The sequence below is a fragment of the Ectothiorhodospira lacustris genome, assembly GCF_022227845.1.
Classification (GTDB): Bacteria; Pseudomonadota; Gammaproteobacteria; order Ectothiorhodospirales; family Ectothiorhodospiraceae; genus Ectothiorhodospira; species Ectothiorhodospira lacustris.
In genome coordinates, this window is record NZ_JAJNQN010000003.1 from 202,711 (window position 1) to 224,804 (window position 22,094).

The following is a 22,094-nucleotide window of genomic DNA, read 5'->3' on the forward strand; positions in this document are numbered from 1 at the left end:
AGCTCAGCCGGTGAGCTTGCCCAACAGCTCATCCTGGGCCGAGCGGGGCTTGTGGTTGGAGGCCGCCTTCAGACGGCGATAACTGCCGTCCTGTTGTAGCGTCCAGGCCTGGGTGTTGTCCGAGATGTAGGCCAGCAGGGACTCCTGCAGCACCCGGTCCCGCAGCTCCGGCACTTCCACCGGGAAGGCCACCTCCACCCGCCGGAAGAAGTTGCGCGGCATCCAGTCGGCGCTGGACAGGTACACCTCGGCCTCCCCACCGTTCTGGAAATAGAACACCCGGGAGTGCTCCAGGAACCGCCCCATCACCGAACGTACCCGGATATTGTCCGAGACCCCCGGCACCCCGGGCCGCAGACAGCACACCCCGCGCACCACCAGGTCAATCCGTACCCCCGCCTGGGAGGCTCGATACATGGCCTGGATCAACCTCGGTTCGATCAGGGAATTCATCCGTGCCAGTACCCGCCCCGGCTTGCCTGAGCGCACATGCTCGATCTCCCGTTCGATCCGCTCCAGCATCCCGGAATGCAGGGTGAAGGGGGCCTGCAGCAATTTCTTCAGCTTGGACACCTTGCCCAGGCCGGTGAGCTGCTGGAATACCTTGTGTACGTCTTCGCCGATCACCTTGTCGGCGGTGAGCAGACCGTAGTCCGTATAGGCCCGGGCGGTCCCTGCGTGATAATTGCCGGTACCCAGATGCACATAGCGCCGGATCCGGTCCTTTTCCCGGCGTACCACCATGGCCAGCTTGGCGTGGGTCTTGTAACCCACCACGCCGTAGGTCACATGGGCGCCGGCATCCTGCAGACGATTGGCCAGCTGGATATTGGCTTCTTCGTCGAACCGGGCGCGCAACTCGATCACTACCGTGACCTCCTTGCCCGCCTGGGCGGCCTGCACCAAAATATCCACCAGCTGGGAACGTACCCCGGTGCGATAGAGGGTCTGCTTGACGGCCAGCACGTCCGGATCCCGGGCCGCCTGGCGCATGAACTCCACCACCGGCACGAACGACTGATAGGGATGATGCAGGAGTACGTCTCCGCGTCGGATGGTGTGGAAAATGTCCGCAGCCCCGGTCAGGGCCGGGGGCAGGGCGGGTACGAAGGAGGGATATTTCAGATCAGGCCGCTCCACCAGTTCGTGCACGGCCATGAGCCGGTTCAGGTTCACCAGGCCATTGACCTGATAGAGGTCGTCAGGTCCTAGCTTGAACTGGCGCAGCAGGAACTCCGCCACCTTGGTCGGGCAGTTATCCGCCACCTCCAGCCGCACCGCTTCGCCGTAATTGCGCTGGGGCAGCTCCCCCTCCAGTGCCATCAGCAGGTCGTCTATCTCCTCCTCGGAAACGAACAGGTCCGAGTTGCGAGTGAGCCGGAACTGATAGCAGCCGGTCACGGTCATGCCCTGGAACAGTTCACCCACATGGGCGTGGAGGATGGAGGACAGGAAGACGAAATCGTAGTCACCCTTGGCCAGTTCCCGGGGCAGGCGGGCCAGTCGGGGCAGGGAGCGAGGGGCCTGGACCACCGCCATGCGGCTTTCACGGCCGAAGGCGTCCTTGCCCTCCAGGGTGACGATGAAATTGAGACTCTTGTTGAGGATGCGCGGGAACGGATGGGCCGGGTCCAGACCCAGAGGAGACAGCACCGGCAGCAGTTCACGGTCAAAGAAGTCCTTGACCCAGGCGGTCTGCTCATCGCTCCAATGGGTGCGGCGAACAAAGTGGATGTTCTGCTCGGCCAGGGCGGGGATGAGTATCTCGTTGAGGGTGGCGTATTGATCATCCACCAGGGTGTGCGCCAACTGGCAAACCCGGGCAAGCTGTTCGGTGGCACTCAGGCCGTCCGGCCCGGGGGTGTTGACGCCCAGTTGCAGCTGCTGCTTGAGTCCCGCCACTCGGATTTCGAAGAATTCATCCAGGTTGGTGGACGAGATGCACAGAAACCGCAGCCGTTCCAGCAGCGGAATCGTGTCCTGCTTGGCCAGTTCCAGCACCCGCTGATTGAAGGCCAGCAGGCTCAGCTCACGGTTGAGATAGAGTTCCGGGTTGGTCAGGTCGATGTCGGTCATCCCCACAGTCTATACCACCCGGATGTCACTCCGGTGACGCCGCCTGTTGCCGACCATGGCCCACCAGCAAGAATTCCATCAGGGCCTTCTGGGCATGCAGGCGGTTCTCCGCCTCGTCCCAGACCACGCTTTGCGGGCCTTCCAGCACCTCGGTGGAGACTTCTTCCTCCCGGTGGGCGGGCAGGCAGTGCATGAATAGGGCATCCGGCGCGGCCTGCGCCATCATGGCGGCATTGACCTGATAATCCCCGAAGGCCCGGCGGCGGGCGGCCTGTTCCTGTTCCTGTCCCATGCTGGCCCAGACGTCAGTGACGATCAGATCGGCCCCCGCCGTCGCCGCCATGGGATCCCGCACGATGGCTGCGCTGCGACCGGCCGCGGCCAGGATCACCGGGTCCGGGTCATAGCCTTCCGGACAGGCAATGCGCAGCTCAAAGCCCAGGCGCTCGGCGGCATGGATGTAGCTGTGGCACATGTTGTTGCCATCTCCCACCCAAACCACGGTGCGACCGGCGATGTCACCCCGCAATTCGAACCAGGTCTGCAGGTCCGCCAGCAGCTGGCAGGGGTGCTCCAGGTCGGTCAGACCGTTGATCACGGGCACCTTGGAGTTGGCGGCGAACCGCTCCACCTTCTCGTGCTCAAAGGTACGGATCATGACGATGTCCACCATGCGCGAGAGCACGCGCGCCGAGTCCTCGATAGGCTCGCCCCGCCCCAGCTGGGTATCCTTGGGGGAGAGGAAGATGGCATGTCCTCCCAGTTGCTGCATGCCCACCTCGAAGGAGACCCGGGTGCGGGTGGATGATTTTTCGAAAATCATCGCCAGGGTCTTGCCCTTGAGGGGTTCGTAGGCCTCGCCCTGTCGCAGTTGCGCCTTCATCTGCATGGCGCGGTGGATCAGGTGACGCAGTTCTTCCGCGGACAGGTCCAGCAGGGACAGAAAGTGACGCACAGCCATGGGCATTTCCTCAGGCGGCCTGGGCCGCAAACCGTTCCACCAGGTCAGAGACGGTATCCACGATCTGGTCCGCCTCGGCCCGCTCGATGATCAGGGGCGGCAGCAGACGGATGACCCGCTCCGCAGTGACGTTGATGAGCAGGCCCGCCTCAAGGGCCAGGGCCACCAGTTCGGCGCAGGGCCGGTCCAACTCGATGCCCAGCATCAGGCCCTTGCCGCGGATGTCCCGCACGGCGGGATGCTTGCCGAGGCGAGCCCGGAAAGCCGCCACCAGATACTGTCCCATGGTTTCGGCGCGGGCCGGGAGGGCATCCTGCTCCAGGGTGTCCAGCACCGCTAGGGCGGCCCGACATACCAGCGGGTTGCCACCAAAGGTGGTGCCGTGGGTGCCGGGGGTGAACAGGTCGGCGGCCACGCCCGCCGCCAGGGTGGCGCCGATGGGGACGCCGTTGCCCAGGCCCTTGGCCAGGCTTAGCACATCCGGAGTGATGCCTTCGTGCTGGAAGGCGAACCAGGTCCCGGTACGGCCGATGCCGGCCTGGATCTCGTCCAGCATCAGCAGCCAGCCGGAGCGGTCGCAGATCGCCCGCAGTCCCTGGAGATAGTCGGCGGGTGGGATGCGGATACCCCCCTCCCCGGTGATGGGTTCCACCAGAATGGCCACCACGTCCGGGTGATCGGCCAGGGCTTCCACCGCCGCCGGATCACCGTGGGGCACGCGGATGAAGCCTTCCACCAGAGGGGCGAAACCTGCCTGGATGCGGGCATTGCCGGTGGCGGTCAGAGTCGCCAGGGTACGGCCATGGAAACTGCCTTCCATGACGATCACGGTGGGGCGGGAGATGCCCTTGTGGTGACCATGCAGGCGGGCCAGCTTGATAGCGGCCTCATTGGCCTCGGCGCCGGAATTGCAGAAGAAGGCGCGATCCATGCCGGCCAGCGCGGTCAGGCGCTCGGCGAGCCGGGTCTGCAGAGGGATCTCATAGAGATTGGAGGTGTGGATGAGTTGCCCGGCCTGCTCGCACAGGGCCTTGGCCACGGCTGGATGGGCATGGCCCAGGCCGCAGACGGCGATGCCGGACAGGGCGTCCAGATAGCGCCGGCCCTGATCGTCCCACAACCAAGGACCCTCTCCCCGTACGAAGGCAACGGGCTGTCGCTTGTAGTTCTGCATGAGGGCGTCTGACATTCGGTTTGCTCCCCTCCAAAAACGAAAAAAGGCAGCCCATGGCTGCCGGCTGTTCACGGGCGCACTGGGCGCCGGTTAGGAAATGACACAAACGCTCATCATACGACGCCCCGCAGCGGGGCGCAAAGGGCCTTCAATCTGTAATGGATCTTGAGTCGGCGGCAAGCTGCCGTGGGAGTCGGCCTGTCGGCGAATGGGGTGGCCTCACAGGCATTGCCGTTCGCGGCCGAGGGCCACTCCCACGGTACTCGTTCCCATGGGGTGTACCTGGGAATTCAGCCGAAGTTGTCGGCGACGAAGTCCCAATTCACCACATTGAAAAAGCCCTCGATGTACTTGGGCCGGGCATTGCGGTAGTCGATGTAGTAGGCATGCTCCCACACATCCATGGTCAGCAGCGGGGTCTTGTCGGTCTCGGTGATCGGGGTGGCGGCGTTGCTGGTATTGACGATCTCCAGGCTGCCGTCGGCATTCTTCACCAGCCAGGTCCAGCCGGAACCGAAGTTGCCCGCGCCGGAGGCGGCGAACTTCTCCTTGAATTCGGCAAAGGAACCGAAGGCGGCGTTGATCGCCTCGGCCAGGGCGCCGGTGGGCTCGCCACCGCCGTTAGGGCTCAGGCCGTTGAAGTAGAACGTGTGGTTCCACACTTGGGCGGCATTATTGAAGATGCCGCCGGCAGGGGCCTGTTTGACGATCTCTTCCAGAGACAGGTTTTCGAACTCGGTGCCGCTGATCAGTTTGTTCAGATTGGTGACATAGGTTGCATGGTGTTTGTCATGGTGGAACTCCAGGGTTTCGGCGGAGACGTGGGGTTCCAGGGCGTCCTTGGCGTAGGGCAGTTCTGGCAGTTGGTGCGTCATGGCGATGTTCTCCTTGTGGCTGCCTCGGGGCAGTGCATATTTTTGGAAATGTTCTAAAGATAGAGCACGATAGGGGTGCAATGCAAACCTTGACCGTTTGTGCCGGGTCATGCAAGCCCGGGGGCGATGTGACCGAGGCCGGAACCTGCGTTGCCGTGCGTCGGGACGGGTGCACCAGTCGTGAATCCGTCTCGATGGTTGACTGGCGGGTTGCGCCTTGAATGCATATCATAAATTTAGAATTATTTTAAATTTTGCAGATGTTTCGGCAGGGTCGAGAGAGGGGAGAGGGATATGAAACGCCTGATGGCATGGCTGGGGTTTGGCAGGACGATCACCGCCATCCTGGTGGTGCTGGTGCTGACGAGCATCCTGGTGGTTTCCAGCGTGGTCTATTTGCAATACCGGGCCGCCTTCAGCGAGGCGGTGGAGACGGAACTTCAGGGTATCGGTGAAATGAACACCGATGCTTTCACCAGTTGGCTGATGGTCCGCCAGGACGAGATGAGATTCCTGGCGGGTATTGAGGCTGCGCGTAACATGGATGTCGAGGCACTGGAACCGCTGTTGCAGGCGATGGCCCAGTCCGGTTTCTATGACACCATCATTGTGGTCGATCCCCGTGGTCAGGGCATCGCCGGTGCAGCCCGCAGTCGGGTCATGTCACACAGAGAGGTCAGTGACTTCCGGGTGGCGGATCGTGACTGGTTCCGGCGTGCCGTTGCCGGGGAGGACGTGTTTTCCCGTCCGGTGGTCTCCAGGGCCACCGGTAATCTGGTGAGCACCGTGGCGATCCCCATTCGCGACGGGGGGCGCCTCGTCGGCGTCATGCGGGGGGCCGTTCAGTTGCAGACCATATTTACCCAGGTCAGCGCCCTGAGCGTGGGAGGGTTTGTGGAGGTCTATCTGGTCAATGGCGCCGACGGCATGCCGCTGACCCCGTCGGCGTCCATCGGTCAGGCAGGCACCCCGCTGGATACTCAGGCCGTGAGGGCGATTCGTCAATCGCAAAGCGGTCTTGGGCACTATCTCAACGCTGCCGGCGTGCCGGTGATCGGCAGTTACAATTACATTCCGACGCTGGGCTGGGGACTGATCCTCGAAGAAGAGGAATATCATGCCTTGGCCGAGGTGAGGGAGATGTTGCGCAATCTGGTCATCATTGCCGGGACCATGGTGGTCATCGCCGTTGCCATCGGCCTGTTCGTGGGACGTTCCGTACGCGGCATCCTGGGCGGTGAACCTGTCTACGCAGCGCAAATGGTGCAACGGGTGGCCGAAGGCGACCTCACCAGGGAGGTAACGCTGCAGCCAGGGGACAACGACAGTCTGCTGGCCGGCATCTCCAGAATGCAAGGGCAGTTGCGCGGCATGATGGGGGATGTCGCCAACTATGCCAATGAAGTGGCGGCAGCTTCCACTCAGCTTTCCCAGATCAATGGTGAAACGGAACGAGGAATGGAGCAGCAGGCCCTGCAGATGGACAGTGCCGCGGTGGCCATGAACGAGATGACCGCCACGGTGGAGGAGGTGGCGCGGAGCACGCAGTCCACCGCGGATAGCGCCACTCAGACCCTGGCTGAAGTCAGATCCGGCAAGACGGTGGTTGATCACACGGTCACCACCATCGAAAGGTTGGCGGCTGATGTCACCCGCACGGCGGCGGCCATGGAGGCCCTGCGCAAGGATACCGAAAGCATCGGCTCGATCCTGCAGGTGATCCGGGATGTGGCGGAACAGACCAATCTGCTGGCACTCAACGCGGCCATCGAAGCCGCCCGGGCCGGAGAGCAGGGCAGGGGATTTGCCGTGGTGGCCGATGAAGTCAGAACCCTGGCCAGTCGTACCCAGAAATCCACAGCGGATATCCAGAGCATGATCGAAAGGCTTCAGACCAGCGCCAGTTCTGCCGTGTCCGTGATGGAAGAAAGTCGCAACGGGGCCGTGCGCAGTGTGGAGCAGGCCGGCGAGGCGGGCAGCACCCTGGACCGTATTACCCAGGCGGTGACCCATATCAATGACATGACCCAGCAGATCGCCAGTGCTGCCGAGGAACAAAGTGCCACCGTGCACGACATCAATCAGAGCATTCATCGCATTAACGAGGTGGCCCAACACTCCAAGGATAATGTGCTGCAGACCACCCAGGCCAGCCATGATCTTTCCAGGCTTGCGGAAGAACTCCGGTTGGTTGTGGGGCGATTCAGGGTTTGATGGGCGCAGTGGCCGGTCTTTGCTTGGCTTCATACATGGCCGCGTCCGCCCGGGTCAGCAGTTCGCTGGGTGTCGTGCCGTGCTCGGGATAGACGGCGATTTAGCGGCGCTTTGCGAGTCCCCGCAAGGGAAGCTCCTGTGCCGCGCGCTATCCTTTCAGGACGAGCGCTCTATCGGGCTTTTGATTCACCAGCGGGCTTCGACAGGCTTAGCCCGTCCCACAGATGGATCTGCTCCCGCTAGAATAGGCCCTTCGTTTCACTCATCAGGAGCTTGTTCGGGCACATGTCAGGTTTTAATGCACCGCATCCGTGTCGCCTCTACGGCATCAGGCATTGCGACACCATGAAGAAGGCCCTGGTCTGGCTGGACAATGCCGGGATTGCCCATGAATTCGTCGATTACAAGCAGGCCGGTATCGTGGCCGACAGGCTGCCCCACTGGTGCCGCCAGGCGGGTTGGGAGGGCCTGATTAACCGGCGCGGCCTCACCTGGCGCCGTCTGGACGCCGCTGCGCGGGAAGCCTTGGACGAGCCCCGGGCCTGTGCGCTGATGATGCAGCATCCCACCCTGATCAGGCGTCCGATACTGGAGTGTGGAGAGCGGGTTCTGGTGGGATTTGATGTCGATCGTTATCGGGAGGTGCTGGCATGAACGAGGATGTACTACAGCGTTTTCTGCTGGACGAACTGGACATTCGAGGGGCGGTCGTACGCCTGGGGCCGGCATGGCGGCAGATCGTCGCCGACCGTCACTATCCGGAGCCGGTGAGCCGGCTGCTGGGCGAAATGTGCGTCACCTCCCTCTTCATTACCGAAGCCCTGAAACAGTCCGGTCGCGTGACATTCCAGCTGCGGGGTACCGGTCCCGTTTCGTTGCTGGTGGTGGACTGTGACGAGCGCCTTAACCTGCGCGCCCTGGCCCAGTCCGTGGAGGATATCGAGCAGGGTACGGCCAGGGCACTGTTGGGGGACGGACAGCTGGTGCTGTCCCTGGATCTATCCAGCATGCGCCAGCCCTGGCAGAGCGTGGTCCCCCTGGAGGGGGAGGGTATCGGCGACATCTTCGAACACTACCTGGGCCTGTCCGAACAGCTGCCCTCAAGACTGTTCCTGACCGCCACGCCCGAAGGGGCCGCGGGCCTGTTCCTGCAGAAACTGCCCTCGGCGGACACCCGTGATCCCGATGGCTGGAACCGTGTCGAGCAACTGGCTACCACGGTCACCGATGACGAACTCATCAGTCTATCCCCGGATGCGCTACTCTCCCGCCTCTTCCCCGAAGAGACCGTCCGGGTGTTCGAAGCCCGCAGCGTGATTCACGATACCCCGGAGGATTGGGACAAGGTGCGTGCCATGCTGCGTTCCCTGGGGCGCGAGGAAGTCGAGGCGGTGCTGCGGGAACAGGGTGCCGTCATCGTCCGGGATGATCTGGCCAACCGGGAATATCGGTTGGATCGGGATGCGATCGCCACCATCTTCGATGAGACGCCGCCAACGCTGCATTAGGCGCACGGCAACGTCCTTCGCCCATACTTATCCCTTTGAGTGGACCGATTCATTCCATGACTGACATCTCCCATCGTATCGCCCAGGAGCTGGGCGTCCGTCCCGATCAGGTCAAGGCTACCGTGGAACTGCTGGACAGCGGCGCCACGGTGCCGTTCGTGGCCCGTTACCGCAAGGAGGCCACCGGCGGTCTGGATGATGCCCAGCTGCGCAGCCTGGAGGAACGCCTGGGCTATCTACGGGAGCTGGATGCCCGTCGGGAGGTGGTGCTCAAGGCGATCGAGGAACAGGGCAAGCTCACCGACTCCCTGGGCGCGGCCATCCGCGAGGCGGATACCAAGACCCGCCTGGAAGATCTGTACCGCCCCTACATGAAAAAGCGCCGCACCAAGGCCCAGATCGCCCGGGAGAACGGCCTGGAACCGTTGCTGGATGCCCTGTTGGCGGATCCTGCCCTGGTGCCCGAGGCGGTGGCCGCCGGTTACGCCACCGAGGACATCACCGTGGAGGCCGCCCTGGAAGGGGCCGGGCACATCTTCATGGAGCGCATTGCCGAGGACGCGGACCTGATCGATGAATTGCGCAATTTCGGCTGGGAACGGGGCTTTCTGGTCAGCCGGGTGGTGCCGGGCAAGGAGCAGGCGGGTGCCCGCTTTCGTGACTATTTCGATCACGTGGAGCCTCTGAGCAAGGCGCCTTCCCATCGTGCCCTGGCCATGTTCCGGGGGCAGGCGGAGGAGTGCCTGCGACTGGAGGTGGCCTGGACCGAGGCTCAGGCCCGGGGTGAGGAGGAGACCGCCACCTCGCCCGGCGAGGCGGCCATTGCCCGACGTTTCCGGCTGTCTGACAAGGGTCGGCCGGCGGATGCCTGGCTGGCTCGACACGCCCGCCTGGCTTGGCGGGCCAAGCTGTCCATTCATCTGGATGTGGCCCTCAAGCGCCGGTTGCGGGATCTGGCGGACGAGGAGGCCATCCGGGTCTTCGGCGCCAACCTGCAGGACGTACTGCTGGCCGCCCCGGCCGGTTCTCGCACCACCATGGGTCTGGACCCGGGGGTGCGCACCGGCGTGAAGGTGGCAGTGATCAACGGCCAAGGTGCGGTAGTGGAGACGGCCACGGTCTATCCCTTCCCGCCCCGCAACCAGGTGCAGGAGACCCTGGAGACCTTGTCCGCCCTGGCCCGTAAGCACCAAGTGGACCTGGTGGCCATCGGCAACGGCACCTATTCCCGGGAGACGGATGCCCTGGTGGGGGAACTGATGCGCCTGAACCCCAAACTGGGGCTGACCAAGGTGGTGATTTCCGAGGCGGGGGCCTCGGTGTATTCCGCCTCGGCCTTGGCCTCGGCGGAGCTGCCGGACCTGGACGTGTCCCTGCGCGGGGCGGTGTCCATTGCCCGGCGACTGCAGGACCCCTTGGCGGAGTTGGTGAAGATCGAACCTAATGCCATCGGCGTGGGCCAGTATCAGCATGACGTCAACCAGGGGCAGCTGGCCCGCAAGCTGGAGGCAGTGGTGGAGGACTGCGTGAACGGGGTGGGGGTGGATGTGAATACCGCTTCGGTGCCGCTGCTGGCCCGGGTGTCGGGCCTGGGGCCCACGCTGGCGGAGAATATTGTGGCCTTTCGCAGTGCGCAGGGACCCTTTGCCAGCCGCAGCGCCCTGAAGGCTGTGCCCCGTCTGGGGGCCAAGGCCTTCGAGCAGGCGGCAGGCTTTTTGCGCATCCCTCGGGGCAAGGATCCGCTGGATGCCTCGGCGGTGCATCCGGAGGCCTATCCGGTGGTGCGGCGGATCGTGGCAGAGACGGGCCGGGACGTGCGCGAGCTGATCGGTGACGAGGCCTTCCTCAAACGGCTGGACCCATCCCGGTTCACGGACGGGACCTTCGGCGAACCCACGGTGCGGGACATCCTGACCGAGCTGGCCAAACCGGGCCGGGACCCGCGGCCGGAGTTTCGTACCGCGGCCTTCAAGGCGGGGGTGGAGCGCCTGCAGGACCTGCAGCCGGGGATGGTGCTGGAGGGCACGGTGACCAACGTGGCCAACTTCGGTGCCTTCGTGGACGTGGGGGTTCACCAGGATGGACTGGTGCACATCTCGGTCCTGTCGGACCGTTTCATCAAGGATCCCAGGGATGTGGTGCGGGCCGGTGACGTGGTGAAGGTGAAGGTGATGGAGGTGGATCTGGAGCGCAAGCGGATTGCCCTGAGCATGCGTCTGGACGATGAGCCGGGAAGGGAGGCGCCCGGCCGTCCGTCCGCGCGGGAGGCCCGGGGTGGTCAGGGGCGCAAGGGTGGCGCGGTGCGCAAGGAGACGGCCCGTACCGAGCCGCAGCCGGAAGGGGCGCTGGCGGCGGCGCTCAAGGCGGCGGCGGGCCGCAAGTAGGGTGGCGGGGTCCTGCTCCCCTTATGGGGAGCAGGATGACACGGCATCAGCCTGCCGCCGCCCGGAGCGCCTCGGCCCGATCGGTCCTCTCCCAGGTCACGTCCAGGTCCTCCCGGCCGAAGTGGCCGTAGGCTGCGGTGGGCCGGTAGACCGGCTGTTCCAGCGCCAGCATGGTGAGGATGCCGTAGGGCCGCAGGTCGAAGTGTTCCCGTACCAGTTCCGTCAGCCGCTGCTCATCAATCCTGCCGGTACCGAAGGTCTCCACGGCGATGGAGGTGGGTTCGGCCACACCGATGGCATAGGAAACCTGGACCTCGCAGCGTTCCGCCAGCCCGGCAGCAACGATGTTCTTGGCCACGTAGCGGCAGGCATAGGCAGCGGAGCGGTCCACCTTGGACGGGTCCTTGCCGGAGAAGGCACCACCGCCGTGGCGGGCCATGCCGCCGTAGGTGTCGACGATGATCTTGCGGCCGGTGAGACCGCAGTCCCCCAGCGGGCCGCCGGTGACGAAGCGGCCGGTGGGGTTGATGTGAAAGCGGGTGGCCTTGTGCAGCCACCGGGACCCCAGCACCGGCTTGATGATCTCTTCCATCACCGCTTCCTGCAGGTCCTGCTGGGAGATCTCCGGGGCGTGCTGGGTGGAGAGCACCACGGCTTCCGCAGAGACCGCTTTGCCGCCTTCATAGCGGAAGGTGACCTGGCTCTTGGCATCAGGACGCAGCCAGGGCAGGGTCCCGTTCTTGCGCACTTCGGCCTGGCGGCGGACCAGCTGGTGGGCGAAGTGGATAGGGGCGGGCATGAGGACATCGGTCTCGCTGCAGGCGTAGCCGAACATCAGGCCCTGGTCACCGGCCCCCTGGTCCTCGGGGCGGCTGCGGTCCACGCCCTGGTTGATGTCCATGGACTGGGCGCCGAGGGTGTTGAGGACGGCGCAGGTGTGGCCGTCAAAGCCCTTGTCGGAGTGGTCATAGCCGATGTCCAGCACCACCCGGCGTACCAGTTTTTCCAGGTCGATGGTGGCGGTGGACTTGACCTCGCCCCCCACCAGCACCATGCCGGTCTGGGCGAAGGTCTCGGCGGCGACGCGGGCCTTGGGGTCCTGGGCCAGGTAGGCATCCAGGATGGCGTCGGAGACCTGATCGCAGAGTTTGTCCGGATGGCCTTCGGAGACGGATTCAGAGGTGAACAGGTAGGTTTTGTTCATAGGGATGTCTGTGGATTGTCCTTGGAACGGATTGAGTGGAGGGGTTCAGGCCTTGCGGAAGCGGAAGATGCCCCAGCACAGGTGCCCGGCGTGGCCGCCGTCGATCCAGTGCTGCAGACCCTTCTTCATGCGCGCCAGATAGTCCGGCGAGATGCTGCCGGCCAGATCCGCTTCCCGGGCCTCGGTCTCCCGCAGGACCCGGCTGTAATGGCGTGGCAACTGGTGGCTGTGATTCTCAAAGCCGATCTCCTTAAGCCCGTGCCGCCCGGCGGTCTCCCGGTAGAAACCTGGGCAGCCCAGGGTCTCCAGATGGATGCGGTCCAGGATGGGTTGCAGGACCCCGCCCGGGCAGTCGTCGGTGGCCATGGGGTCGGTGAAGATGAAGACCCCGCCGGGCTTGAGGACCCGGGCGGCCTGCTCCAGCACCCGAGCCCGACGGCCGCTGTGCAGGATGGCATCCTGGGACCAGACTACGTCGAATTGAGCATCAGGGCAGGGGATGTCCTCGAAGCTGCCGTCCACCACCTCGATGCGATCGTCCAACTTCTGGGCCCGGTTGGTCTGGCGGTTGCGGGCGTTTTCCACCTCGCTCAGATTCAGGGCGGTGACATGGCAGCCGAAGTTGCCGGCCAGGTAGCGGGCAGCACCGCCGTAGCCGGCGCCCAGATCCAGGATCCGGTGCTCGGGGGTGATATCTCCCAGCATGTCGCCCATGTGGGCCACCGTGCGGCGGCTGGCGTCGCCGATGGGTTCGTCATCGGTTTCGTAGAGGCCGATGTGAATGTCCTCGCCACCCCAGACCCGGTGGTAGAAGGTATCGGCGTCATCGCTGTTGTAGTAGTCGCGGGCGGTGGCGACGGCACCTTCGTAGTGGCTCATGCCTTGTCCCCTGTGTAGCGCTTGTCGGCGACGTGGATGAAGAAATCCGGCTCCTTCTCCTGGTAGGTCTCCTTGAAGTCGCCGTAGGTCTCGATGCCCTGGAAGCCCACCTCCCGCATCAGGCGGCGCACATAGGCCTTGCGCAGGGGATACATGTTCAGGTGGTAGACCGACTGGTCGGGAAAGGCATAGCGAAAACGGGTCAGCCCCGGGTCCACGTGCTCGGGGTGGACCGAGACGTTGTCACCGCAGTAGTAGAAGGTGTGGGCGCTGGAGTAGCCGTGATCCAGAATGGCGTCGTAGTTACGCTGGTCCAGGATCAGCAGACCGTCGTGGTTGAGGGCGGAGTAAAACTCGGCGAGGGCCTTGCGGCGGTCGTGTTCATTGAACAGGTGGGTGAAGGAGTTACCCAGACAGACCACGGCGTCATAGCGGCCGTAGATGTCCCGGTTCAGTTCCCGCCAGTCCGCCTGGGTGGTGCGTAGGATGTGGCCCCGCTTGCGGCCGTTGTCGAAGGCCTTGGCCAGCATCTGGGCACTGCCGTCGGCACTGACCACGTCAAATCCCGCCTCCCGCAGCAGGATGGAGTGAAAACCGGTGCCGGTGGCCACGTCCAGGACCCGTTTTGCGCCCCGTTCCTTGAGTACCTGGATGAAGAAATCCCCTTCGCTGGCGGCCCGACTGTCCCAGTCGATGAGTTCGTCCCATTTGTCCACGAAGGGTTCGACGTATTCACGGACGTAGTTGTCCGTCTCCCGGCGTTCCACCGGCTTGGTTCCGAAATCCTGCTTGGTCATGGTGATTGACATCGAGGTCTCCCGCCATCTGATTGGATGGACGTTGAAACGCGGGGCGCTGTGCACCCTCACGATGTGGATGACAGACGCGGCCGAATGCCCGAAGTGGGTGCGCGCTGTCCGGCCCGTGTTGAGCCGCTGGTGGTGTCCGCGAAGCCTGTCGGCTGATTCGGGACCATGAGGTGGTCGTCGTAACGACCCTTGATGCCGTCCTGGGGAGAAGCCCCCGGGATGCAAGGGACGCGGTAGCGTCCGGTGGGCAGGTAGGGCGCTTATTGGAATGCCCTGAACAAGCTAATCCCGCAGTCCTTGCGTTTTATTGCCGTGGCCTTTGCATTATTGCAGTAGGCCTCTTCCGTCATTCCCGCGAAAGCGGGAATCCAGCGATAGACTCAAACCCCTGGACTCCCGCCTTCGCGGGAGTGACGACAAGGCAGGCTCGGCCCTCCGCGGGCCGCATGCAGCGACTACTCGTCGTTTCGGTGCATCTTTCTACCTTGAGCAAGTTGAATCAGAATTTCAAGGGGTTATCCCGCATTTTAATACGTACCCATGGGGATTGAGTGTTCAGGTTGAGCTTCGAGTTTGTCGTATATGCGCTTTTTTTGTCGCAAAGTCGACAACGAAAGCTGGCATGAGCGATGGATCCGGGATGGCTTGATAACCCCTGTAAACAGCAGGTTAAACGGTTTTTGGGCGAGCCATCCTAACTGGCACCGGATTTGCTTTGAACTGATGTAAGGGCGGTTTTTAATCAGTCATTCCCGCGGGAGCGGGAATCCGGTCAAAGGCTGAAAATTCTGGACTCCCGCCTTTGCGGGAGTGACGGAAGCGGACTTGGCCAGTGTTTCCAAGACTGTTCCCAGGGAGGTGTTCGTCCCATGACGGATGCATCGGGAACGGCATGTTCATCCATTCCAATAAAGAGGGCATTTCCATGGCGCGCATTGGGATCTTTTTCGGCACCACTACCGGCAATACCCGCAAGGTGGCCAAGATGATCAAGAAGAAGTATGACGATGAGACCATGGCCAAGCCGCAGAATGTGAACAAGGTCGGCGCCGATGAGATTGCCGCCTATGACTATCTGATTTTCGGTACGCCCACCATGGGTTCCGGCCAGTTGCCCGGTCTGTCCGCCGACTGCGAGGAAGAGAGCTGGGAGGAGTTTCTGCCCAACCTGGAAGAGGTGGATTTCACCGGCAAGACCGTCGCTCTGTACGGGCTGGGGGACCAGGTGGGCTATGCCAATGAATTCGTCGATGCCATGATCGAGCTCTATGATCTGGTCACCAGCCGCGGTGGCCGCGTGGTGGGTGCCTGGCCGACCGATGGCTATGAGTTCGAGTCTTCCCAGGCGGTGGTGGATGGCAAATTCGTCGGGCTGGTGCTGGACCAGGACAATCAGAGCCAGCTTACCGAGGAGCGTCTTGAGACCTGGCTGGCCCAGATTGCCCCGGAGTTTGGCTTATCGGCCTGACGCAGACGCCGGGGCGGGTGCTCCGGCGTTTTTTTTGATCATGCGTTGATAATGATTAGCAATACCACTACCATGAGCGATCGCTGAAACCAACGCAGTTCTGACATGCATCAAGGAGTTGCTTTATGAATTCACCGGACGCTGCTGAAGCCGATATTGCTGCACCTGGTCTGGCGGATCCGGGTGCCGTGGAATCCTCCGGTCTTGTAGATACGGGGCTGGGGGAAACGATGATCTCACAGGGCGGTGTCGCGGATGTGGCGGAGGCCGGGATCGTTCACGCCCTGCAGGGAATGATCGACCTTGGTGGTCCGGTGGTGGCTATCCTGCTGGCCATGTCCGTGGTGGCCCTGACCATCATCCTGGTCAAGATCGGCCAGTTCCTGTGGTGGCGTCTGGGTGACGAGCGCAGTCTGAATACGGCCCTGGCGCACTGGCGTGACGGTCGAGTGGAACCGGCCCTGGAAACCCTCTCCCGCAGCCGCAGTCCCGCCGCCCGCGTGATGGAGGTGGCGATCCAGGGGCGGCGCGATAATGTCTGCCCCGAGCCGCTGGTACGCGAAGAGGCCACCCGGGTGGCGGTGAACTGGCTGGAGCGGTTGCGGGGGCAGTTCCGCATGCTGGAGGTGATCGGCACCCTGGCACCGCTGCTGGGCCTTTTGGGTACGGTGCTGGGCATGATCGCCGCCTTCCAGCAACTGGAGGCGGCCGGCAACCGGGTGGACCCGGCCATTCTTTCCGGCGGTATCTGGGTGGCCCTTTTGACCACGGCGGTGGGGTTGGCGGTGGCCATCCCGGTGGTGGCGGTGCTCAACGGCCTCGAGCGCTGGGTGGAGCGGTTCCGCCATCGCATGCAGGATGCCGTCACCCAGGTTTTTACCCTGCCGCCGCCGGCGGCTGAACGGCAGCACGAGCCGACGCCCATCACGTCGGCCCAGAAGGGCCACATCAAGGTCTGGAAAGAGCGGGCGGCGGGCGATGCACATTGAGGCACCGGCACCGCGCCGACGGGCACTCATCAGTCTCACGCCCCTGATCGATGTGGTGTTCATCCTGCTGATCTTTTTCATGCTGGCCAGCAGCTTTCTGGACTGGAGCGCGGTGACCCTGAGTACCCCTTCCCCACAGTCCAGCGCCACCGACGACCAGCCGCCTCTGGCGGTGCGCATCCTTCCGGGCGGCGAACTGCGGGTAGCGGGTGAAGCGGTGACGGGGGAACACCTGGTCAGCGTCCTGCGTGAGCACCTGACGCAGGAGCCTTCGCGTATGGTGGTGGTCCAGCCGGCGGGGGAGGTTCCCCTGCAGACCGTGGTCAATGTCCTGGACCGGGTGCGGGAGGCAGAGCCCGTGTCCCTGCGTCTGTCACGGGAGTAAGGCCCCATGCAGTTACCCGAGTATTCCGGCAAGCCCCCGGAAGAGAATCTGATTCCGCTGATCAACATCGTCTTTCTGCTGTTGATCTTCTTTATGGTGGCCGGTGCACTGACTGCCCAGGATGTCTTTGAAGTGGAAGCTCCTGATTCCCATCACGAGGCCGGCGTCGATGATGAAGGCTGGCTGGTGTTGCTGGGCCGGGATGGGCGGCTGGCCCTGGACGACGAGGAACTGGATGCCGATACCCTGAAACTGCGTCTGCAGGCAGGGATGGAGGCGCGAGGCGAGTCCCCGGGCAAGAAGGGGGAGCCGCTGGTGCGTATCAAGGCAGACCAGGCGGCTTCCACCGATGAACTCATGGACCTGATGGAGCTGCTGCGCGCCGCGGGTGTGGATGAGGTACGTCTGCTGACGGTCCTGGCGGGGGATCGCTGATGCCTTTGAGAAGCATGGGTTGGTTGCTGGCCCTGATGCTGGCGATGGGCTTGCATCTGTCGGTGTTCTGGTGGCTGGCCCGCAGTGACGACGTGAAGGCGGAGGCTGCCCAAGCACCCGGCGAGGCCGGGGTGGTGATCGGTCTGGGGCCTGCCGGGCAGCTGGCGGGACAGCCCGAGCCGGTCACCGAGTCGGTGCCGGAACCCGAGCCTGAGCCAAGACCGCAACCTGAACCTGAACCTGAACCAAAATCCGATCCAAAACCGGAGCCACGACCCAAGCCTGAGCCCAAGCCCCGGCCGCCCGAACCAAAGCCCAGGCCCCAGCCCCAGCCGGAGCCGGTCGCCGAGGCTACGACTACGACCGCTCCCGTGGCCAAGCCCCGGGGACAGTCGAGGGAGGATGCCCGCGAAAGCGCATCCAACCAGCCCGGTCGGCAGGCGGGTCAATCCGCCGGTGGTGATCCGGCGGCGACTCAGGATTATCTGCAGGTAGTGCGTGCCTGGTTGGAGCGGCACAAGGAATATCCCCGTCAGGCGCAGCTGCGTCGCCAGGAGGGGGTGGTCTATGTACGTTTTGTGATGAACCGAAATGGTGAAGTGCTGTCACACAGCATTGAACGCAGCTCCGGGCATACGCTGCTGGATCGGGAAGTGACCAGCATGCTGCAGCGGGCGCAACCCTTGCCCCTGATGCCGCCGGAACTGCCTCAGCACAGATTGGAAGTGGTTCTGCCGGTGGCCTTCAATCTGCGTTGAGTCTCCGTTCACACGCTCAGCATGGCTGTGATTGAGGGGGGATACCCCCCTCTGGTATCCTCTTCCCCCGTCCGGCGCCTTTGGCGCACTCATTCTCCAATCCCGACGAAAATCTCATGACGCGATACGTGTTCATTACAGGGGGCGTGGTATCTTCCCTGGGTAAAGGCATTGCTGCTGCTTCCCTGGGGACGATCCTTGAGGCCCGTGGTCTCAAGGTCACCATGCTCAAGCTGGATCCCTACATCAATGTGGATCCCGGCACCATGAGCCCGTTCCAGCATGGCGAGGTCTTCGTCACCGAGGACGGGGCCGAAACCGATCTGGATCTGGGCCACTATGAGCGCTTCGTGCGCCTCAAGACCACCCGGCGCAACAACTTCACCGCCGGCCAGATCTACGAGAACGTCATCCGCAAGGAACGCCGGGGGGACTACCTGGGCGGTACCGTGCAGGTCATCCCCCATATCACCGACGAGATCAAGCGCTCGGTGCGGGCCGGGGCCGAAGGGGCTGATATCGCCTTGGTGGAGATCGGCGGCACCGTGGGCGACATCGAATCCCTGCCGTTTCTGGAAGCCATCCGCCAGATGGGGGTGGAGTTGGGCAGCGAGAACGTCCTGTTCATCCATCTGACCTTGGTGCCCTATATCGCCGCCGCCGGCGAGATCAAGACCAAGCCGACCCAGCATTCGGTGAAGGAACTGCGCTCCATCGGCATCCAGCCCCATATCCTGTTGTGCCGCTCCACCCATCCGCTGCCGGAAGGCGAGCGGCGCAAGATCGCCCTGTTCACCAATGTGGAGGAAAAGGCGGTCATCTCCTCGGTGGACGTGGATAACATCTACAAGATTCCCCTGTGGCTGCATTCCCAGAAGCTTGACGAGATCGTCCTGCGCAAGCTGCATGTGGAGGCCCCGCCGGCGGATCTGTCCGACTGGAAGCATGTGGTCAACGCCATGGAGTTTCCCGAGGCCGAGGTCACCATCGGCATGGTGGGCAAGTACGTGGAACTCACCGAGTCCTACAAGTCCCTCAACGAGGCCCTGACCCATGCCGGGATCCATACCTCCACCAAGGTGAATATCCGTTATATCGACTCCGAGCGCCTGGAGTCGGCAGGGACCGACTGCCTCTCGGAGGTGGATGCCATCCTGGTGCCTGGAGGGTTTGGCGAGCGGGGCGTGGAGGGCAAGATCGCTGCGGTGCGTTATGCCCGTGAACACAAGGTGCCCTACCTGGGTATCTGCCTGGGGATGCAGGTGGCGGTGATCGAATATGCCCGTAACGTGGCCGGCCTGGCGCAGGCCCACAGCACCGAGTTCCGTCCCGAGACCCCCCATCCGGTGATCGCCTTGATCACCGAGTGGCAGGACCGGGAAGGGCGTGTGGAGCAGCGCAGCGGCGACGACGATCTGGGGGGCACCATGCGCTTGGGCGGCCAGCAGGCCCGCCTGGCCCCGGACTCCCTGGCCCAGCGTGTCTATGGCGCCGAGGTGGTCAGCGAACGCCATCGTCACCGCTACGAATTCAACAATCAGTACCTTGAGACGCTGCAGGGGGCCGGACTGGTGGTCTCCGGCAAGTCCATGGATGGTGCCCTGGTGGAGATGGTGGAACTGCATGACCATCCCTGGTTCCTGGCCTGTCAGTTCCACCCGGAATTCACCTCCACCCCCCGGGATGGCCACCCGCTATTTGCCGGTTTCGTCAAGGCGGCCCGGCTGCAGCATGATGAGATGCTCAACCTGAGTGAAGAATCCCGATGAAACTTTGCCACTTCCAGGTGGGCCTGGATCAGCCGGTATTTCTGATCTCCGGTCCCTGCGTCATCGAGAGCGAGCAGCTGGCTCTGGATACGGCGGGCTGCCTCAAGGAGATGACCGATCGCCTGGGCATCCCCTTCATCTACAAGTCCTCCTTCGACAAGGCCAACCGTTCTTCCGGCCGGAGCTTTCGCGGCCCGGGCCTGGAGCAGGGGCTGCAGATCCTGGAGGCCGTCAAGCGGCAGATCGGTGTGCCGGTGCTCACGGATGTGCATGAGGACACCCCGCTGGCCGAGGTGGCCGCTGTGGTGGACGTTCTGCAGACCCCGGCCTTCCTCTGTCGCCAGACCAATTTCATTCATAACGTGGCCGCCCAGGGCCTGCCGGTGAATATCAAGAAGGGCCAGTTCCTGGCTCCCTGGGACATGAAACACGTGGTGGACAAGGCCCGTGAGACCGGTAATACGCAGATCATGGTCTGTGAACGGGGCGTGTCCTTTGGGTACAACACCCTGGTTTCCGACATGCGCAGCCTGGCTGTGATGCGGGAAACCAGGTGTCCGGTGGTCTTCGATGCCACCCATTCCGTGCAACAACCCGGCGGCCGGGGCACCAGTTCCGGCGGCCAGCGGGAATTCGTGCCGGTCCTGGCCCGGGCCGCCGTGGCCGCCGGGGTGGCGGGCCTGTTCATGGAAACCCACCCGGACCCGGATCAGGCCCTGTCCGACGGACCCAATGCTTGGCCCTTGCCCCATCTGGAGGCATTGTTGAACACCCTCAAGGCCCTTGATGACGTGATCAAGGCCCAGGGTTTTATCGAACAAGAGTTCTTGAATTGAGCAACAGGGGATCCTTACCCATGACCGAGATCGTCGATATTCTGGCCCGCGAGGTGGTGGACTCTCGCGGCAATCCCACCGTCGAAGCCGATGTGAAACTGGGCTCCGGCGCGGTGGGACGTGCCGCGGTACCCTCCGGCGCCTCCACCGGCTCCCGCGAGGCACTGGAACTGCGGGACGGTGACGCGCGCTACCTGGGCAAGGGCGTGCGCAAGGCCGTGGCCAACGTGAACGGCGAGATCCGCGAAGCCCTGCTGGGCCTCAAGGCCTCCGATCAGGAGGCCATCGACCGGCGCATGATCGAGCTGGACGGCACCCCCAACAAGGGCCGCTTGGGCGCCAATGCTCTGCTGGCGGTGTCCATGGCCCTGGCCCATGCCAATGCCCGCGATACCGGCCTGCCCCTGTACCGACACCTGGGGGGCGAGGGGGCGACCCTGTTGCCCGTGCCGATGATGAACATCATCAACGGCGGCGCCCACGCCGACAACAGCGTGGACATGCAGGAATTCATGATCCTGCCGGTGGGCGCCGACAGCGTCGCCGAAGCCGTTCGCTATGGTGCCGAGGTCTTTCATGCCCTGAAGAAGGTGCTCCATGGCCGCGGTCTGTCCACCGCGGTGGGTGACGAAGGGGGATTTGCCCCGGACCTGCCCTCCAACGAGGCCGCCATCGAGGCCATCCTGGAGGCCATCCATCAGGCCGGCTTCACTCCGGGCAAGGAGATCTTCCTGGGGCTGGACTGCGCCGCTTCCGAGTTCTACAAGGACGGTGCCTATGTGCTGGCCTCCGAAGGCAAGCGCCTGGATGCCGCCGGCATGGTGGAATTCCTGGCGAACTGGGTGAAGCAGTACCCCATCATCACCATCGAGGACGGTATGGACGAGGGCGACTGGGACGGCTGGAAGCTGCTCACCGAGCGTCTGGGCGACCAGGTACAGCTGGTGGGGGATGACCTGTTCGTCACCAACACCGAGATCCTGCGCGAGGGCATCGACAAGGGGATCGGCAACTCCATCCTCATCAAACTCAACCAGATCGGTACGCTCACCGAGACCCTGGAAGCCATCCGCATGGCCCATGACGCCGGCTACACCGCCGTGATCTCCCACCGTTCCGGCGAGACCGAGGATGTCACCATCGCCGATCTGTCGGTGGCCACCGGCGCCGGCCAGATCAAGACCGGTTCCCTGTCCCGCTCCGACCGGGTGGCCAAGTACAACCAGCTGATTCGCATCGAAGAGCTACTGGGGTCCTCCGCCCGCTATGCCGGCAAGGCGGCATTCAAGCGCCTGGGCTGATCGGCCGCGTCCGGCCTGGCCCGTCTTTCTCCGGGTGGGAGAGGCGGGTCCGGTCCGGGCATGCTGACT

At 63.6% G+C, this 22,094-nt stretch carries 20 protein-coding genes; 12 read left to right on the forward strand and 8 right to left on the reverse strand.

The window, feature by feature from the left end; all coding sequences use genetic code 11:
- Positions 1–3: 3 nt before the first annotated feature.
- The 4 genes from ppk1 to LQ956_RS04210 all read right to left on the reverse strand — a co-directional run bounded on the left by ppk1 (position 4) and on the right by LQ956_RS04210 (position 5,086).
- Positions 4–2,076 (reverse strand): polyphosphate kinase 1, encoded by a 2,073-nt coding sequence (gene ppk1 / locus LQ956_RS04195; RefSeq protein ID WP_238623239.1) that lies wholly within the window; start codon positions 2,074–2,076, stop codon positions 4–6.
- Between the two features lie 25 nt (positions 2,077–2,101).
- On the reverse strand, positions 2,102–3,037 hold the full coding sequence (gene argF, locus LQ956_RS04200) for an ornithine carbamoyltransferase (RefSeq protein WP_238629538.1): 936 nt from the start codon (positions 3,035–3,037) through the stop codon (positions 2,102–2,104).
- 10 nt (positions 3,038–3,047) lie between these two features.
- Positions 3,048–4,226: an acetylornithine transaminase gene (locus LQ956_RS04205; RefSeq protein ID WP_238629539.1), complete on the reverse strand. Its 1,179-nt coding sequence runs from the start codon at positions 4,224–4,226 to the stop codon at positions 3,048–3,050.
- 275 nt (positions 4,227–4,501) lie between these two features.
- Complete coding sequence (locus tag LQ956_RS04210) at positions 4,502–5,086, reverse strand: superoxide dismutase (protein WP_238622626.1); 585 nt, start codon at positions 5,084–5,086, stop codon at positions 4,502–4,504.
- 294 nt (positions 5,087–5,380) lie between these two features.
- On the opposite strand from LQ956_RS04210, the gene LQ956_RS04215 reads away from it, so the two are divergent.
- Complete coding sequence (locus tag LQ956_RS04215) at positions 5,381–7,300, forward strand: methyl-accepting chemotaxis protein (RefSeq protein WP_238629540.1); 1,920 nt, start codon at positions 5,381–5,383, stop codon at positions 7,298–7,300.
- On the opposite strand, the gene LQ956_RS15085 is transcribed toward LQ956_RS04215, so the two are convergent.
- Positions 7,290–7,400, reverse strand: a complete 111-nt coding sequence (locus LQ956_RS15085) for a hypothetical protein (RefSeq protein ID WP_430733396.1) — start codon at positions 7,398–7,400, stop codon at positions 7,290–7,292. The two genes, LQ956_RS04215 and LQ956_RS15085, sit on opposite strands and share 11 nt — an antisense overlap.
- 185 nt (positions 7,401–7,585) lie before the next feature.
- Here LQ956_RS15085 and LQ956_RS04220 point away from each other — a divergent pair, with 185 nt between their 5' ends.
- From LQ956_RS04220 to LQ956_RS04230, 3 genes are read left to right on the forward strand one after another with little or no spacing between them, the layout of a single operon-like run.
- The gene (locus LQ956_RS04220) at positions 7,586–7,954 is read left to right on the forward strand and encodes an arsenate reductase (protein WP_238629541.1); all 369 of its coding nucleotides are present in this window, start codon (positions 7,586–7,588) and stop codon (positions 7,952–7,954) included.
- Entirely contained in the window at positions 7,951–8,808 is an 858-nt protein-coding gene (gene hslO, locus LQ956_RS04225; protein WP_238629543.1) for an Hsp33 family molecular chaperone HslO, read from the forward strand. Before LQ956_RS04220 ends, hslO begins: the two co-directional genes overlap by 4 nt.
- Positions 8,809–8,864: 56 nt before the next feature.
- Positions 8,865–11,192, forward strand: coding sequence for a Tex family protein (locus LQ956_RS04230; protein ID WP_238622623.1), 2,328 nt, complete (start codon positions 8,865–8,867; stop codon positions 11,190–11,192).
- 46 nt (positions 11,193–11,238) lie between these two features.
- Here the strand turns inward: LQ956_RS04230 and metK are convergent, their stop codons facing one another.
- Genes metK through LQ956_RS04245 form a run of 3 tightly spaced genes read right to left on the reverse strand, consistent with a single transcriptional unit; the run spans position 11,239 to position 14,084 of the window.
- Positions 11,239–12,396 (reverse strand): methionine adenosyltransferase, encoded by a 1,158-nt coding sequence (gene metK / locus LQ956_RS04235; protein WP_238622622.1) that lies wholly within the window; start codon positions 12,394–12,396, stop codon positions 11,239–11,241.
- Positions 12,397–12,441: 45 nt separating this feature from the next.
- Complete coding sequence (locus LQ956_RS04240; protein WP_238622621.1) at positions 12,442–13,275, reverse strand: SAM-dependent methyltransferase; 834 nt, start codon at positions 13,273–13,275, stop codon at positions 12,442–12,444.
- A complete protein-coding gene (locus LQ956_RS04245) occupies positions 13,272–14,084 on the reverse strand; it encodes a glycine/sarcosine N-methyltransferase (protein ID WP_238622620.1) in 813 nt (270 codons plus the stop codon). Before LQ956_RS04245 ends, LQ956_RS04240 begins: the two co-directional genes overlap by 4 nt.
- Positions 14,085–15,009: 925 nt before the next feature.
- Here LQ956_RS04245 and LQ956_RS04250 point away from each other — a divergent pair.
- The 8 genes from LQ956_RS04250 (at position 15,010) to eno (ending at position 22,025) form a co-directional block, all read left to right on the forward strand.
- A complete protein-coding gene (locus tag LQ956_RS04250) occupies positions 15,010–15,552 on the forward strand; it encodes a flavodoxin (protein WP_238622619.1) in 543 nt (180 codons plus the stop codon).
- 230 nt (positions 15,553–15,782) lie between these two features.
- Positions 15,783–16,541, forward strand: a complete 759-nt coding sequence (locus LQ956_RS04255) for a MotA/TolQ/ExbB proton channel family protein (RefSeq protein WP_430733397.1) — start codon at positions 15,783–15,785, stop codon at positions 16,539–16,541.
- Entirely contained in the window at positions 16,531–16,926 is a 396-nt protein-coding gene (locus LQ956_RS04260) for an ExbD/TolR family protein (RefSeq protein WP_238629544.1), read from the forward strand. Before LQ956_RS04255 ends, LQ956_RS04260 begins: the two co-directional genes overlap by 11 nt.
- Positions 16,927–16,932: 6 nt before the next feature.
- A complete protein-coding gene (locus LQ956_RS04265) occupies positions 16,933–17,361 on the forward strand; it encodes an ExbD/TolR family protein (protein ID WP_238622616.1) in 429 nt (142 codons plus the stop codon).
- Complete coding sequence (locus tag LQ956_RS04270; RefSeq protein ID WP_238629545.1) at positions 17,361–18,119, forward strand: energy transducer TonB; 759 nt, start codon at positions 17,361–17,363, stop codon at positions 18,117–18,119. The genes LQ956_RS04265 and LQ956_RS04270 overlap by 1 nt, the downstream gene beginning before the upstream one ends.
- Positions 18,120–18,235: 116 nt before the next feature.
- Positions 18,236–19,888 carry a CTP synthase gene (gene pyrG, locus LQ956_RS04275; protein ID WP_238622614.1) on the forward strand — a complete coding sequence of 551 codons (1,653 nt, stop codon included), beginning with the start codon at positions 18,236–18,238 and terminating at the stop codon, positions 19,886–19,888.
- Entirely contained in the window at positions 19,885–20,724 is an 840-nt protein-coding gene (gene kdsA, locus LQ956_RS04280) for a 3-deoxy-8-phosphooctulonate synthase (RefSeq protein WP_238622613.1), read from the forward strand. Before pyrG ends, kdsA begins: the two co-directional genes overlap by 4 nt.
- Before the next feature lie 20 nt (positions 20,725–20,744).
- Entirely contained in the window at positions 20,745–22,025 is a 1,281-nt protein-coding gene (gene eno, locus LQ956_RS04285) for a phosphopyruvate hydratase (RefSeq protein WP_238622612.1), read from the forward strand.
- Positions 22,026–22,094: the final 69 nt, after the last annotated feature.